The 16333-nt window shown below is 45.3% G+C and carries 12 protein-coding genes; 1 reads left to right on the top strand and 11 read right to left on the bottom strand.

Going from position 1 to position 16333, the window contains the following annotated elements:
• Positions 1 to 23 precede the first annotated feature (23 nt).
• From C7I86_RS03715 to C7I86_RS03695, 5 genes are all read right to left on the bottom strand, one after another.
• Positions 24 to 1160 (bottom strand): DegT/DnrJ/EryC1/StrS family aminotransferase, encoded by a 1137-nt coding sequence (locus tag C7I86_RS03715; protein WP_010871921.1) that lies wholly within the window; start codon positions 1158 to 1160, stop codon positions 24 to 26.
• Positions 1161 to 1232: 72 nt separating this feature from the next.
• Positions 1233 to 1562, bottom strand: a complete 330-nt coding sequence (locus C7I86_RS03710) for a co-chaperone YbbN (RefSeq protein WP_010871920.1) — start codon at positions 1560 to 1562, stop codon at positions 1233 to 1235.
• Between the two features lie 151 nt (positions 1563 to 1713).
• Entirely contained in the window at positions 1714 to 2415 is a 702-nt protein-coding gene (gene ctaE / locus C7I86_RS03705) for a cytochrome c oxidase subunit CtaE (RefSeq protein ID WP_010871919.1), read from the bottom strand.
• A 47-nt stretch (positions 2416 to 2462) separates the two neighbouring features.
• Positions 2463 to 4118: a cytochrome c oxidase subunit I gene (ctaD, locus tag C7I86_RS03700; protein WP_010871918.1), complete on the bottom strand. Its 1656-nt coding sequence runs from the start codon at positions 4116 to 4118 to the stop codon at positions 2463 to 2465.
• 88 nt (positions 4119 to 4206) lie between these two features.
• The gene (locus C7I86_RS03695; RefSeq protein WP_010871917.1) at positions 4207 to 5205 is read right to left on the bottom strand and encodes a cytochrome c oxidase subunit II; all 999 of its coding nucleotides are present in this window, start codon (positions 5203 to 5205) and stop codon (positions 4207 to 4209) included.
• Positions 5206 to 5526: 321 nt separating this feature from the next.
• On the opposite strand from C7I86_RS03695, the gene C7I86_RS03690 reads away from it, so the two are divergent.
• Positions 5527 to 8115 (top strand): TIGR03960 family B12-binding radical SAM protein, encoded by a 2589-nt coding sequence (locus tag C7I86_RS03690; RefSeq protein ID WP_020861518.1) that lies wholly within the window; start codon positions 5527 to 5529, stop codon positions 8113 to 8115.
• On the opposite strand, the gene C7I86_RS03685 is transcribed toward C7I86_RS03690, so the two are convergent.
• The 6 genes from C7I86_RS03685 to C7I86_RS03660 form a co-directional block, all read right to left on the bottom strand.
• Positions 8112 to 10259, bottom strand: coding sequence for a KAP family NTPase (locus tag C7I86_RS03685; RefSeq protein ID WP_010871915.1), 2148 nt, complete (start codon positions 10257 to 10259; stop codon positions 8112 to 8114). The genes C7I86_RS03690 and C7I86_RS03685 overlap by 4 nt on opposite strands.
• 449 nt (positions 10260 to 10708) lie before the next feature.
• Positions 10709 to 11155, bottom strand: coding sequence for an NUDIX hydrolase (locus tag C7I86_RS03680; protein WP_010871914.1), 447 nt, complete (start codon positions 11153 to 11155; stop codon positions 10709 to 10711).
• A gap of 4 nt (positions 11156 to 11159) precedes the next feature.
• Positions 11160 to 12545: an argininosuccinate lyase gene (argH, locus tag C7I86_RS03675; protein ID WP_010871913.1), complete on the bottom strand. Its 1386-nt coding sequence runs from the start codon at positions 12543 to 12545 to the stop codon at positions 11160 to 11162.
• 71 nt (positions 12546 to 12616) lie between these two features.
• Complete coding sequence (locus C7I86_RS03670) at positions 12617 to 12886, bottom strand: hypothetical protein (protein ID WP_020861516.1); 270 nt, start codon at positions 12884 to 12886, stop codon at positions 12617 to 12619.
• A gap of 26 nt (positions 12887 to 12912) precedes the next feature.
• Complete coding sequence (locus C7I86_RS03665) at positions 12913 to 14271, bottom strand: PP2C family protein-serine/threonine phosphatase (RefSeq protein WP_010871912.1); 1359 nt, start codon at positions 14269 to 14271, stop codon at positions 12913 to 12915.
• Between the two features lie 204 nt (positions 14272 to 14475).
• Positions 14476 to 15831 carry a TIGR03279 family radical SAM protein gene (locus tag C7I86_RS03660; protein ID WP_010871911.1) on the bottom strand — a complete coding sequence of 452 codons (1356 nt, stop codon included), beginning with the start codon at positions 15829 to 15831 and terminating at the stop codon, positions 14476 to 14478.
• Positions 15832 to 16333: the final 502 nt, after the last annotated feature.

Below are 16333 nucleotides of genomic sequence, written 5' to 3'. Positions count from 1 at the left end.
CAGAATATTCCTGAATAAGAAATCTAGGACTGCAAATGGCGAACTAACGCTTCCCCGACCCGGGTCGCTTCCTCTGGAGTAGTACCGGAGGTTAAAGGGGGACAAATGTGACGGGGACACCAGGTTTCTGCATTGGGAAAAGATTGCCCAGGACAAACATCTTTAAACACCGGTTGTAAATGGCAGGGAATTTCGTACACTGTCCCTCCCAAATAAATTTCCTCTGCCGCCAGAGCTTCTTTCATTTGGGCCGGGGTTTTGCCTTCCGGTAACAACACCATCAGTTTGTATTGACTGGCCCTGTCCATGTGGTCAGTGGAAACAAACTCAATGCCCGCTTCCCTGAGGGGGGTTGTGATTAGTTCGTAGGCCTTTTGTCTGGTGGCCAACATTCTCTCTAACTTGGCCAGGTGAATTTGTCCCAACAAAGCGTGGATTTCCGTCATGCGGGTGCTGTTGCCAAAGTCCGTATGCAGACCACCAAAATTCATGCCCCGTTTTCCCTGGTTTCGCAATGAACGGGCAATGGTATCTTCTTCGTCATCATTGAGGGTGACCATGCCGCCTTCAAAGGTGGTCATTACTTTGGTGGGGAAAAAGGAAAAGGAAGCGCCATCAGCTAAGTTGCCCGCCTGTTTACCTTGGAGTTGACTGCCGTGGGCGTGGGCCGTATCTTCCCAAACGTAGAGGCCTTTGCCATGGCAATAATCCACCACTGCGGGGAATTCGGGGGAAATTACGCCGCCGATATGCACCCAAAAAACACCGGACAAAGGTTTGGGGTAACTTTTGCCTTCGACCGCTTCCTTAACCATGGCTAGGGAAGGGGCAAAGGTTTTGGGGTCCATGTCCAAATATTGCACATCACTGTTTACCCGCAACACAGAAGCAACGGTGGCAAAATTTGTGTTGGTGGGCACAAGAACAGTGGTATTTTCCGCCTGCTTCAACCGCAAGAGAATTTCCAGCCCAGAGGTGCCGCTATTAACCGAAATAGCGTTTTTGGTACCAACAAATTCCGCAAAGCCCCGTTCAAACTCCTGGGTGTGGTTTCCCAAAATCAAAGTGCCGGATTTGAGGATTTGCCTGGCCTCATCCAGAAAAAATTCAATTTCGTCGTCGCTAATGTCGAAGTAAAAAGGTTTAATTGCGGCGGCCATGGTTAGAGAGAAAGGATTATAAACAAATAGCTCTGGTCAGTTTAGGGAATGCTTTCGGCAATCAGCACCGTCTTAAATAAAATCCAATTCCTCTTTCAGTAACTCCAGTAATTTGGGTTTGGCGATCGCCCCTTCGTGGGTCATCACTAGCTCATTATTTTTGAACAAACGCAGCGCTGGTACCCCTTCCACTTTGCATTGGGCTACGGCGGCAGGGTTGGGATCCACTTCCAACTTGAGCACTTTGAGCTTATCACCATAATCCTTGGCGATCGCCTGGATAGCAGGGGCCATCAACCGACAAGGGCCACACCAGGAAGCCCAAAAATAAACCAACACAGGCTTAGTTTGCCCTTGGGTTTCCTGCTCAAATTCAGCGTCGGTGATTTCCAGTAAACTCATGGTAATGGTCAAGAACTCTTTTGATTACTTAGGGGTTTGGGCTATTCAGTTGGGCAATGGAAGGACTAGGGAATGCCAACCCGACTCTCTATCATCCCACGAAATTAACCCATCACAAGGTAGGTTTGCCCTAACGCCCAAGGTCTTTCCATCACAGTAAGTAAACCAAAATAAACAAAACAATCCAGACCACATCGACGAAATGCCAGTACAATTCCGCCGCTTCTACCCCGAAATGGGATGTGCGGGAGTAATGGCCCGGTTGCCGTGATCGCCAGAGCACAGAAAGGATTAATAGCAATCCAAAAGTAACATGGAGCCCGTGAAAGCCCGTGAGCACATAAAAGCAACTGGCAAATAAATTGGTAGTTAGCCCCATTTCCAGGTGGAAATATTCATACATCTGACCAGCTAAAAAGATAATACCCATGGCGGCAGTAATGCCAAACCATTTTTGCAACCCGGCATTGTCATTATTACGAATGGCGGCTTGACCTTTGTGCATGACAAAGCTACTGGAAATCAGAATAATACTGTTGACCCCTGGCAGGAGTAATTCTAACTCTGGTGTGCCCTCAGGAGGCCAGGCAGGCATCACACTGCGATAAATCAGATAGGCGGTGAACAGACCCAAAAAAATGGCACTTTCCGCCACCAGGAACAGGACAACTCCAAACATTCGTAGATCGGGGTGACCATGGTGGCCGTGGGCTTCCCCTGGGGTATAGGTACTGTTTAAATCGGAGCTAAGGGCAGTGGTTTGCATAGGACTGACAATTAATCGCTGGATCGTTGCTGAATTTCTAGAATTTTGCCAAAAATCTCTGGCGGTCGGGCCCATGGGGGAGGTCATTAGGTCATTAAGCTAGCCATCCCCCTAAGCACAGAAAGTTAAAGAAACTAACTTCCTGCCGCATCGGCAATTAGGGTTTGGACTGTTTCTTCGTCATCCATTAACTCCGTGTCAATACCAAAATCGTAGGGACCACACCAGAGCACTGGTTCTTCTTCAAAGTTTTCAATAATAGGAGGAGAGGCCGTTTGCCATTCTAGGGTCAGAGCTCGCCAAGGATTCCGGGCCGCCTTTTCCCCCTTAAACAAACTCCAAAAAACGTTGATGACAAAAGGAATGGTGGAAGCGGCTAAAACGTAGGCTCCAATGGTGCTCAAAACGTTTAGGGGTTGAAATTCAACGTCGTAGAGGGCAATGCGGCGGTTCATTCCCATTAACCCCAACTCATGCATGGGCATAAAGGTTAAATTCATGCCGATAAAAGTGAGGATGAAGTGAAGACGACCCAGGGGCTCATTGACCATGCGGCCAGTCATTTTCGGGAACCAGTGGTAAACCCCAGAAAATAAAGCAAAGGCGCTGCCACCAAAGAGCACGTAATGGAAGTGTCCCACCACAAAATAGGTGTCGTGGACATGGATATCGAACGGAACAGACGCCACCATTACCCCGGTTAGCCCACCAATCATGAAGCTAGATAGGAAACCAAAGGCAAACAACATGGCGGAGTTGAGTTGAATTTTGCCGCCCCAGAGGGTACCGCACCAACTGAAAATTTTGATCCCCGTGGGCACAGCAATCAACATGGTGGTAGCCATGAAGAACATCCGTAACCAACCGGGGGTACCGCTGGTGAACATATGGTGGGCCCAGACAATCAAGCCCAGAAAGCTAATGGCCAAACTCGAATAGGCGATCGCCCGGTAGCCAAAGATGGGTTTGCGGGCGTGGACAGGAATGACCTCAGAGATTACGCCAAAAAAGGGCAAAATCATGATGTACACCGCCGGATGGGAGTAAAACCAGAATAAATGCTGGTAAACCACCGGGTCTCCCCCCCCCACTGGGTTAAAGAAGCTAGTGCCGGCAATCAGGTCAAAGGAAAGCAGAATCAGAGCGGATGCTAACACTGGGGTGGAAAGCAAAATCAAAGAAGAGGTGGCCAGCATAGCCCAGCAAAACAGGGGCATACTGTGCAAATCCATGTCCTTGATACGCATCTTCAAAATGGTGGTAACAAAATTAATCGCCCCCAGAATGGAGGAGGTCCCCACCAACAGCAAACTCAAAATCCACAGTTCTTCTCCCCATTTACCACTCAGCAAACTCAAAGGTGGATAGGAAGTCCAGCCTGCCTGGGGTGCCCCCACAAAAAAGCTGGAAATAAGCAAAATGCCCCCCGGTGGAGTTAGCCAAAAAGCAACGGCATTGAGGCGAGGAAAAGCCATATCCTCTGTGCCCACCATGAGGGGAATGAGATAGTTGGCAAAGGCCGCCCCTGCCGGCACAATCCACAGAAAGATCATAATCGTGCCGTGGAGGGTCATCAGTTGGTTATACATTTCCGGCTGGACAAAATCCGGGGATGGAGTGGCTAATTCCGTCCGCATGGCTTCCGCAAAGGAACCGCCAATGAAAAAGAAGAGGAAAGACGTAACTAGATATTGGATGCCAATCACCTTATGGTCAACGCAAAAGGTAAAGTAATCCGTCCATTTGCGGCGGGGATGATTAGCCGTTAGATTCTCAGCGGCAATAGTCATAAAAAGTTTTCTACCAAATTTGTCAAAATTTACAGGGTTTTAAAGCAAAACTGACCAGTACGACTCAAGGTTAGGTGTTCCAACCAAATCAGAGTAGATCTCCAACCGGAGAGGTTTGATCTTTTAATTGGGCTAAAGCTTCAGTTTGTACTCCCATTTCTTTCGCATAGGGGGCTAAATATTCGTTGGGGGTCATGGCGGTGGTCGCTTTGGGCAATGTCATTGCCATGGATTCCGTTGGAGCCGGAGCATTGGCCGCCACCCAGTCGTCATACTCTTCGGGGGTATGGGCGTAGAAGACCGATTTCATGCCCCCATGGTAAGCACCACACAACTCAGCACAGATAACCGGATACTGCCCAGGGGTGCTGGCATTAAACACCAAGGTACTGCCCCGCCCCGGAATCACATCCTGCTTTAACCGTAATTGGGGAATCCAAAAGGCATGGATCACATCCCCGGCTTCCATGTTCAATTGCACCGGGCGATCGATGGGGGCGTGCAGTTCGCCGGAAATAATCCCCGTTTCGGGATAGGTGAAAATCCACGCATACTGAATTCCCTTCACATCTACCATCAGGGGGTTGACTCCTTGTTCTTCGCTATCTAAACCAATGCCCAGGGCAACATCTCCGTCCCCAGCCATAGCCACCATATTCCCCATGCTCCCCATATGTCCCATGTGGTTATGGGCCATCTGCTGACCGGCATTATCCCTAGAAATGGTTGGATCCAAACCGCCCAGGTTGTTGTACACCTCAAAGCTATACACCGCCAAGGTAAAAACAATCACCGTAGGGATGGCAGTCCAGAGAATTTCCAGGGGCACGTTACCTTCTATGGGTGGACCATCGGTTTGGTCGTCTTTGCGTCGGCGAAAGCGGATCAGGCAATAAACCAAAACTCCTTCTACCAAGAGGAATAATCCTGTGGCAATGGTCATCATGTAGTTAAAAATGCCATCCACCTTTTCTGCATCGGCGGAGGCAGCCACGGGCATCAGACCATGATTCTGTCCGTACCATAAACTAACAACTGTGATCACAACGCCGATGAGAAGGGTTATGACACTACCGGGAATTTTCACAGCAAACCTCTATCTCTCGGAAAACAACAAAAATTACAATCCCCTACAGGGTAAAGCAATTCTCCAGAGCGGGGTCAAGCTCCAGCCAAATTCTTCAGAGTTCTTTAACAATCTTGCCGTCTCCTTCTGTGCCTGTTTTTATGATAAATTTGTTCTATGGCAATCATTGTCTTCGCTGATAAAGGGGATTTCTACCCCTGCAGCAACGAATGTTTTCTGTTGCTAATCCCTCCCTAATCCTGGTTCTCAAAACTGGTAGCAGACTATTCCCCCAAAGCTCCGTGCGATAATGGGTAACTGCCCAACGCCAAAGTGAAAACCATGCCAGTGCCCGTAGAAACCCTGATTAATGCCGAGATCCATAAGCCCGCCCGGTATCTAGGCAACGAATTGGGGACAGTGCACAAGGAATGGAAAAGTGCTACGGTGCGCTGGGTATTGACCTATCCCGAAGTTTATGAGCTGGGAGCCTCCAACCTGGGGCATATTTTGCTCTACAACATCATCAATGCCCAACCCAGGCAATTGTGCGATCGCACCTATCTCCCCGCCGCCGACTTGGCAACAAAACTGCGAGAAACAAATACGCCCTTATTCTCCTTGGAATCCCGTCGTTACTTACCAGAATTCGACATTTTAGGCTTTAGTTTGAGCTACGAATTGGGAGCCACTAATATTTTGGAAATGTTGGAATTGGCCCATATTCCCCTCACTTGGCAGGAAAGAAAAGAGGGGGATTATCCACTGATTTTTGCCGGGGGACAAACTGCCACTTCTAATCCCGAACCCTATGCCGACTTTTTCGATTTCATTGCCCTGGGGGACGGGGAAGAATTGTTACCAGAAATTGGCTTGGTACTAGAAGAAGGGAAACTTCAGGGATTAAGCAAAGAAAATTTATTACTTGATTTAGCCCAAGTGCCAGGGGTTTATGTGCCCCGCTTTTATGACATGGCCAATGATGGTTCCGTACATCCTAATCGGGACGATGTGCCCAAACGCATTATGCGCCGGGTGGCCACCCCCATCCCTGCTTACTCCATTGGCTTGGTACCTTTGATTGAAACTGTTCACGATCGCCTGACGGTGGAAATTCGTCGGGGCTGTACTAGGGGCTGTCGTTTTTGCCAACCGGGAATGTTGACCCGTCCGGCCAGGGATGTGGAGCCGGAAGCAGTGATTGATGCCATTGAAACAGGTATTCGACAAACGGGTTATAACGAATTTTCTTTGCTTTCCCTCAGTTGTTCCGATTATTTAGCTTTACCAGCGGTGGGATTGGAAATCAGAAATCGCCTCAAAAATGAAAATATTGCCCTCACTTTGCCCAGCCAAAGGGTGGATCGTTTTGATGAAAATATTGCCAACATTCTTGGCGGCACTAGACAGGGAAGTTTAACTTTTGCTCCAGAGGCAGGCACCCAAAGGTTGCGGGATGTGATTAACAAGGGGTTGACCAACGAAGAATTATTGCGGGGAATTAAAACCGCGGTGGAACAGGGTTGGGATAAGGTCAAACTTTATTTCATGATTGGCTTGCCGGGGGAAACCGATGTGGACGTTCTAGGTATTGTGGAAACGGTGCAATGGTTGCGCCAAGAATGTCGTTTACCCCAGCGTCGAGCTTTAAATTTTAATCTGACCATTTCCAATTTCACCCCCAAACCCCATACCCCTTTTCAATGGCATTCTGTTTCTACCAGTGAGTTCCGCCGCAAACAGGATTTACTGCGACAGGCTTTTAAAGGGGTGCGAGGAGTGAAAGTGAATTATACCGATGTCCGCATTTCCGCCATGGAAGACTTTGTCGGTCGAGGCGATCGCCGTTTGGGGCAAGTGGTACGTCGTGCCTGGGAATTGGGAGCAGGAATGGATGCCTGGTGGGAAAGTTTGGACAAAGCCTATGGGGCCTGGGCCCAGGCGATCGACGAAGCGGATTTAACCTGGAAATATCGCCTTGTAGAAGACGGAGAATGGAATATTTTCCATGGGGATACCCCCGATGAAAATGTCTATGATGCTCCCCTACCCTGGGACCACCTCGATACCGGCATTGATAAAACTTGGCTCAAAAATGACTTATTTAACGCCCTAGAAGCGGCCACCGTTCCCGACTGTTCCTTTGACGGTTGCTCCCATTGCGGCGTGTGTGGGGTGGATTTTGGTCACAATATTATTGCTCCGGTGCCCTCTATTCCAGTTTTTGATGGGGACTTTAAACCCAACACTAACCGGGTACAGCGCCTAAGAGTCTGGTTTGGCAAGCAAAATTCCATGGCTTTGGTGAGTCATCTCGACCTAGTGCGACTATTTGATCGAGCTATGCGTCGCACAGGTTTGCCCATTGCCTTCACCGGAGGATTCCATCCTGGACCCCGTATTTCCATTGCCAATGCCTTACCTTTGGGCTCCAGTAGTAGCGGGGAAATAGTCGATTTTGACCTCACAGAAATGCTCGACCCAGGGGAATTTCGCCAACGCTTAGCCGCCGTTTTACCAGTAGATTTACCTGTTTACCAAGTGGAAGAAGTGGATCCCAAATCCCCAGCGGTGACGCAATTATTGGCCCAAGCCCGTTACCAAGTGCAATTAATTACTGAAGAACCGGTGACATTAACCCAATGGCAAACCTGGACGGAAGAAATTCTTGCTCAAGAAGAAATATTGTGGGAAAAAACAACCAAACGGGGCAAAAAAGTCACCCTTAATTTACGGGAACAGTTGCTTGATTTATCTATCCTTGCAATGACATCAGAAGGAGTTACTGTTGATTACATGGGAACTTGCCGCAATGATGGCACCCAGCTACAACCCCGTAATTTAGCATATTTGTTTGAGCAAGTGAGTGGGGTTAATATGCAGTTAGGTCAAATTCATCGCCTGACGTTGATGCTTGCTAGTAGTAATTAAAAGCTATCAGGTTTTTGATTAAAAAACATTATTCCTATGAGTTTATTTATTTTATTAACAATAGCAGGAGAATAAGCAATATATTTCTTGTATTGCCTAATAAGAGAAATATAATAATCAATAATATATACAATAAATGCGCCTAAAGCCTGAGTTGTTTTAACAGTTAAATATTTATTTAAATTTTTTTGGATTTTATGATTATTTAACCTGTTGTTCTCTTGAATTGCCTCAATGCTTCTATACTCAACTACAATTAAAAATTCACAGATAAAACAAGCCTCATAGCCAATACATGATTTGTGTTCATTATGGTGATATAGCAACTGAAAATAATTAAAAATTGAATAAAGAATATGACCTTGTTGAAAAGAGCTTATCTTTAAAAAATAATCAGTTGATTTTTTGACGTCAATTTTATTTAGAAACTCTTCTTTAGGGAGAAAATATTCAATTTCGTCATTTTTTCGATAGATTAATTCGGCAAGATTCATGTGTGGGTAATGATTCAAAGGATTAGTATCTAAAATTTGATTAATTTTCTTTAGATAGTTATTATTATAAATAGAACGCATTTTTCTTGCAATAGTTAACTTGATTTCTTCGAAATATGAGTCATTGTCACTAGTAAACGCAAGTTCTTTATATTGTACAAAATATGTTTCTGAAGAAAAATTGGATATTTCTAGAACTTCCTGCCAAAATCGAGTTTCATTCGTGATTGAAAAATGTTGAATATAATCCTTTGCCATTTGAATTAGCATACTTATATCTTCTGAAATTAACTCTTCTTTAGAGAAAAATATTAAGAGAGAAATGACATGTAGAAAAATTCCAATATGTTCAAATTGATCCCTATTTTTGATTTTCTCAATAGCAATATTTATTAATTCATCAAATATTTCATCGGATTCAATTCGATCATAGTGATAAAGCTTAAGCCATAATTCAGAGTCTTGACTAACATAATACTTACTGTTGATGAATGTATGATACAAAGCTTGCTTGTCAATTATGCCATGTTCAAAAAATTCTCCCCACCATAAATAATTAGGCAAAAAATATTCAAAACTGAAAACATATTTGTATTGTAATCGATGACAAAACGTAAAAAAATGTTCATATTTATAGTTTTCTTTTACTTTTTCACTTATTTTTGTGTAATTTGAAGCAATATTTGAAGAATATTCACCATATATATCGCTTAATATTTTTATCTGGTCTTCTGGGAGATTACCTAGTTTAGTTTCTATAGATAGAATGGTCAGAGACTTTAATAGATCATCAAGAAAATCAATATTATTTAAGGCTTTTTCAGGTAAATAAGAATAAATACGATCAAAATCATAAATTATTGATTTCAATGTCCTTAAATTATTAGAGTCACTAGTTTCAAATAGCTCTTTAATAAAGTCTCGTTTTTTAGATAAATATGTTTTCTCTTGTTCATCTTTACAAACTAAGTTTAAAAATTGTTCAAAAGCTTTATTAAAGGATGTGTTGACAGTAAATCTCTTACCTATAACCTTTTCTTTGATTTTGTCAAATGTCTTTGTTTCATAAGACTGAATTATGTTTCCCTCAATTTTATCTTCATCAGCAATAAGAATAACTTTGAGTGCTTGATGCTCAACAAAAAAATTAATATAACCAAGTAGATCATTGATGTCAATTTTACACCTTTCTAAATCATCAAGGATTAGAATTTTATTATCTAGATTTGTAAACTCATTTAAAATTTTAGTATTTTTTAAGTCTTTTAAATCAATTTTCAATGAAGATTTTAAAAGAATATTTATAACAGAGCCAGTTAATTGAATTTTCCTATCTGCCAAGATGGGTATAAGTTTTTGTATAATGAGAATATCAATAGATTCTATATCCTTAATTCCATACAAACTAATATATATTGCTTTTGAATTTTCCTTATGCTGATTGTTTTTTAATGAAAAATATTTCTTTTTAAAATTAAAACTTTCATTATTTTCTTTGTCTTCCAATTGAAAATAATTCTTGATAAAATGGGTTTTTCCACATCCCCATTCACCTTTTAAAAGAATGGCGAAACCAGGAGAATCTAATTTTTTATAGTAATTAAGATATTCTTTAATATTTTCATTGTGGGACTGATTATCTTCAATCATAGCTTACCTAATGTTTGATAATTTTGCTATTTTAGCCCATTTAAATTATCTTTGATGTTAAATATGCGACTGTGCGTAATCCCAGTGTAGAAGCGATCGCCTGACCATTGTGCGAAATCCTAGTGATGAACTAAAAACTGGAACACTAAACGCTATGCTAAAGCAACTGGGATTGAATTGCCCTGATATAGAAGGTAGTTATAATGGCTAAAACTCTTTATGAACAGGATTTACAAAAGTAGATTGAGCAAACGATCGCCACTTTATAAAAACCTGATTTTAAAGCTTCAGATATTGAGCAGTTGGTGTACTTAGGGAAATCGGATGAGAGACGATCGCCAATTTGGACCAGTTCCCCGACCATTGAACATAGGGGATGGGTATCAAAGACCTTGTCGAAAACTTAGCTGATTTATACAAAATATTTGCTCAATAAGAAATGCAGGGAATCAAGCAATGATTGTTTCCCCCCGTAAAAAATCCTGTAGTTGTTGATCGTGGTCATGGCTTAATGCTCCTAACGGTAAATCTTCCACCGCAAAAGCTTTTACTTCGGATATTTCCTGGCGATCGCCAATGAGCAAATCACCTTGCGCTTTAACCACCAGGGAAATGGTGACGGAGTGCATGCGGGGATCTCTGTCGGGACTGGAATAGACCCCAAGCAGGCGATCTATTTTTATCAACCGTAAACCAGTTTCTTCCTGTAACTCTCGGGCGGCCGTTATTGCCACTGTTTCCCCCCAGTCGATCAGCCCCCCTGGTAAACTCCATTGCCCTGTATCCCGTCGTTTGACTAGGACTATGGAACTATCTGATAGAACCGGAATTACCGTCACTGCTGATAGGGGACGACGGAGCAGTAACTTAATGAAAACCTGGGCATATCTCCACACCAATTTAAGTCTGGCTTAATTCAGCTTTGGCATTGGCGATCGCCATTTTCACCTGTTCAAAGCCCGTGCCCCCGTAACTATTGCGTGCCGCCACCACTTGCTGGGGGGTAATAGCTTGGTAAATATCCTCTTCAAAAGCGGGATGGAGCGCTTGCCATTCCGCCAGGGTTAAATCCTTGAGCAATTTCCCTGCCGCCAAACTGGTTTTAACCACCTTGCCCACCAGATTATAAGCTTCCCGGAAGGGGACTCCCTTAGCCGCCAAGTAATCCGCCACATCCGTCGCATTGGAAAAATCTTCCGCCACCGCCTCCGCTAACCGTTCTTGACGAAAAACAATACCTTCATCAAGCAAAATGGTCATGGCTTCCAGGCTCACTTGCACCGTTTTTACTGCATCAAACAGGGCTTCCTTGTCTTCCTGCAAATCCTTGTTATAGGCCAGGGGCAAACCTTTCATCAGTACTAGCATTCCTTGCAGATGACCCATCACCCGCCCGGCTTTACCCCGAATTAACTCTGGTACGTCTGGATTTTTCTTTTGGGGCATAATGCTTGATCCTGTGGCACAGCTATCGGTCAAACTGATAAAGCTAAATTCCTGGGAAGCCCAGAGGATCATTTCTTCGCTCAGCCGACTGAGGTGCACCATGATCAAACTGGCGGCGTTGAGAAATTCAATGGCAAAATCCCGATCGCTCACCCCATCTAAGCTGTTGGCGTAAACCCCTGCAAACCCCAACAATTCGGCACTGTAATGGCGATCGATGGGAAAAGTTGTTCCTGCTAAAGCCCCAGAACCGAGGGGAGAAACGTTAGTTCTAGCTCGAATTTCCCCTAACCGTTGCCAATCCCGTTGGGCCATCTGGAAATAGGCCAGTAGATGGTGAGCCAAACTGACCGGTTGGGCCCGTTGTAGGTGGGTGTAGCCGGGAATTAAGGTTTCCACATTGGTTTCCGCCAGTTGGAGCAACACTGCTTGAAAATCCCTTAACCGTTGGCGGATGTCATCAATTTGGGCACGCAGGTAAAGACGAACATCGGTTCCTACTTGGTCATTGCGGGAACGGGCAGTGTGGAGTTTTTTGCCCACATCCCCCACCAATTCTGTTAATCGGCGTTCCACAGCAAAGTGAACGTCTTCCTGGTCTACCCCTGGATTGAAATTACCGGCTCGGTATTCCTGGCGAATTTGCTCCAAGCCCTGCACTAGCTGTTCTGCTTCCCCTGGGCTGATAATGCCCGTCTTGGCCAACATTTTGCCATGGGCGATCGAGCCATCCAGGTCATATTCGATTAGTTCAATGTCAAAACCAATGCTGGCATTAAACAGGGCAATGGCGGGGTGCAATGTGCCTTCAAAACGATCGCTCCAGGTTTTTTTTGTCATTGGGATGGGGGGATTTCGTTGTGATAGTTAGCAAATGATGGCGGAGTAGTTAGTTTGAGAGGGGAAAAATATTAACCACCAGTGAAACCCCGTATGCCCCAACCAAGCACAAAACCAATAATCAAAGCCCAAATTTGCCCAGACTGGATAAAATTATTCCAGGCATTTTGGAAGTCAGCGAGGATATCAATGGATTTAATCGCACTGATATTCTGAGCAAAAACCATACTGTCCGTCAGCCAAGGAAAAGAAATTATTTGAGACATTTGCCAGTGGATATAACTGTGTCCCAGCCAGTCAGATGGTACAAAGATTGAAATTACTTCTGTAAACTGCCACATAGACGCTGACTCCCAAACAGTAAGGCTCACTCCGTCGATTTTACCCGCAGAACGACCAATGTCATATCGTCTCGGGCGGGGATTTTATCGGTTTGATGACTATTGTCTGAGCCCACAAATGCTTCCACCGAAGTGAAAATTTCCGTAAGGATACCCTGGGCAGTTTGGGCGGTTTCACAGGCCCGTTGGAAAGCAATGCGGAGATTTTTGTCGTCGAATCGATCGCCTTTGGCATTGCCCGCATCGGTCAGACCATCGGTATAGTACAGAACCACGTCCCCGGGAACAAGCTGAATCTGGGCATCCCGGTAATTGGAATCCGACTCCAAGCCGATTAAAGCTCCTTCCGTATCCAGGGGAATTAAACATTGGGGGCTGTCACTGCCGGCCCGCCACAATAGGGGAGGGTTATGGGCGGCGTTGCTATAGGAAAGTATGCTCGTTTCGGGGTTATATTCAGAATAAAACAAGGTGACAAAGCGATGGGAATTTTCCAGGTCGGCATACATTACCCGGTTGAGGTGGTTAAGAATTTGGGCTGGACTATGGCGGTTCAGCACTTCTGCCCGCAGCATCCCCCTAGTCATGGTCATAATTAGACCCGCCGGTACTCCTTTACCCATGACATCGCCGATGACAATACTCCAGGGCACCCCCAAATGGCTTGTGTTACGACATAACCAATCCCCCTGGCGCAGTTGGTCATAGTTGGCAGGAATGAAATCGTAGTAATCCCCACCTACCCGACTGGCGGTTTTACACTGGGCAGCAATGTCCAAACCATTAATTTGGGGACAACAACGGGGCAATAGTTGATTTTGAATTTCTGAAGCAATTTCCAATTCCCGATCCTGACTTTCTCTGGATCTCAACTTTTGGTTTAAATCACTATTGGCGATCGCCACAGCGGTTTGATCAGAAATTAGCTGTAGTAACTTACGACGGGTGGGAGTCCAGCTATAGTTACGATCTTGACTAAAGATATATAAGCGGCCCACTTCCTCTTGGTGACTCAAAATGGGGGTGTTATAACAGGCGATCGCCGGTAATTCTTGGCGCAATTGACGGTCAAAATAACTCAGGACAGTGGAAGAATCCAATGTGAGGTTAACCTGGCGGGCCTTCTGCAAAGCGCCTTTAATGGTGCCCTTAAGACTATTTTTGTGGCCATGGATTTGTTCAAAGATAGATATTTCCCCCTCTCTCATTAGAACTAAAGCACTGCCATCGGCATCGGTGACCCTGGTGGCCATCAGAGGGGTCAATTCCAGAAACTGATTCAGATTATGTAAACTCCGCAGGGCGTAGCCCATGGCCCCCAACAGATCCTGCACTTTATTTTGTTCCCGGTACAACTTAGCCACCAACTCCTTGAGAATGACCACCGGAGAAGTGGGAGGTTCAACAAAATTGCCGGGGTGAAAATCGGCTCGTCCATTGAGCAGTTTTACCAAATGGTTTGAGCAAAGTTATTCTTAGCCCACTATCTGTCATGTAAAAACAATTGTTCTCAAGATAGACTGCCGACTACAACTCGGCCTATTGAACCAGCAAACTTCCCCATGGGTAAGAAAAATTAACGGGGTTTTTTAGCAATGGCGGGAGACAGCCATGGGCTGAACACAATGTTCCAACAAACTGGCCACATCAGCCACAGGGTAAATGGTTGTGCCCAACTTTTGAGCCACATCGGCCACCCGGAGGTCATCCAAGAAGCGAGTATCATCATGTTTCAACATCAGAGCAGGCAATAGAATACCATCCCCTAAATCTCTGCCTGCCAATTTAGCGATTAAATCCTGCCCCGTCAATAGTCCCGTCACCGTAATTTCCTGACCCCAATAGTCACTGTTTAAGGGCGCTAAATTAACTGTTAAACCCTTTACCTGATTTAACTGTTCCACCAGTAGCTCAAACGCTTGTTCTACAGCATTGCCCACTACCCAGGTCAACGTCTTGGCTTCGGCGATCGCCGGGGGGAGAAATTCCGCAGCTTGTTGTTGAAACTCCTTAATGAATTGACGGATAGACCCTACCCCGTTGCCAATTTGGGGATAGTCTTCGTAATGGCTTTCCGGTGGCAAAGGTTGACGGGCAATGAGAAACCATTCATCGGCCAACCAAACAAAGTTACCACCTAGTTGCTGGGCAAATTCCTTTTGCAAAGCTTGAACCTGGGCAATTACCTCCGTGGCTTTAGCTTGACCAACGGGGCTTAACTCATCTTCCTGGGGACGAAAACGGGTTAGACCCACCGGCACCACCGCCACTGAAATCACCGCTGGGGTTTCCCCTTGGTGAAACTGGGCTAAGTCCCTCAAAGTTTGCTCTAAGTGCTTACCATCATTAACACCAGGACAAACCACCACCTGGGCGTGGATCTGTAATCTTCTAGCTTGGAACCAAGCCAACTGGTCAAGAATCTGACCGGCCCGATGATTTTTTAACAATCTTTCCCGCACCGATGCTTCCGTGGCATGGATGGAAACGTAGAGGGGAGAAAGCCTTAACTGTTCTATGCGTTGCCATTCCTTGGCACTCAAATTAGTCAAAGTGAGATAACTGCCGTAGAGAAAACTCAGGCGATAGTCATCATCTTTGTAATACAAACTCTCCCGTTTCCCCGGCGGTTGTTGGTCGATGAAACAAAAGGGACAACGGTTATTGCACTGGATCAGCCCGTCGAATAGGGCCGTTTCAAACCCCAGTCCCAAATCCTGATCGAATTCCTTTTCTACCGCCAGTTCATGTAATTCTCCCTGACTGTCCAATACGTCCAATTCCAAATAATCGTCAGCGCAGAGAAATTGATAATCAATCAAATCTCTCGGTGCCTGACCATTAATACGCACAATGGCATCCCCCGGCTCAAAGCCCATTTCTTCCCCCAGGGACCCCGGCAATACAGTACTAATTTTGGCGGGACGCAGAGAAACTTCACTCATGACTTATGGGGCAAGGGGGCAAGGCGGTGGTTTGATGGGTAAAAAAGTTATCGAGAATTACGAAGATCGCGTTAGTTCAATGGATTACTTATCCTGGCCCATTCTACCTTGACCCATGGAGTGCATGGTTTTAACGGCTGTCCGGCCGGGGCAAAAGGCGATCGCCTAGGAAAGTTTGTCCGGTAATGTAGTGTGACCAGGACTTCGCTCTCTCTCTAGCCAAAGCTTTTCTACGCCGCCATGGTCAGGGTTTACAATATCCACACTTGGAAAATTCACACTAATAAACTTTTTTCCCTGTCTCTCTCCCCAAGTTTAGGGAAAAAAGAGATCAAAGTTCCCATTGAGGGCGCAGATTAGAACTTTGCCCACGGACCCTAACCACAAAGGTGACGTTCTCTTTGATACAATCAAGGGTTGTTATGGATTGTCACCGTCGGATTTGCTTCCATTGGTGCATTGCCTTTAATACTAGTTTATTTGCCCTCTGCCATGGCTCACC

Source organism: Synechocystis sp. IPPAS B-1465, assembly GCF_003015225.1.
GTDB lineage: Bacteria > Cyanobacteriota > Cyanobacteriia > Cyanobacteriales > Microcystaceae > Synechocystis.
Note: the sequence above shows the minus strand (reverse complement) of the source record. Positions and strands in the feature narration are given on the sequence as shown.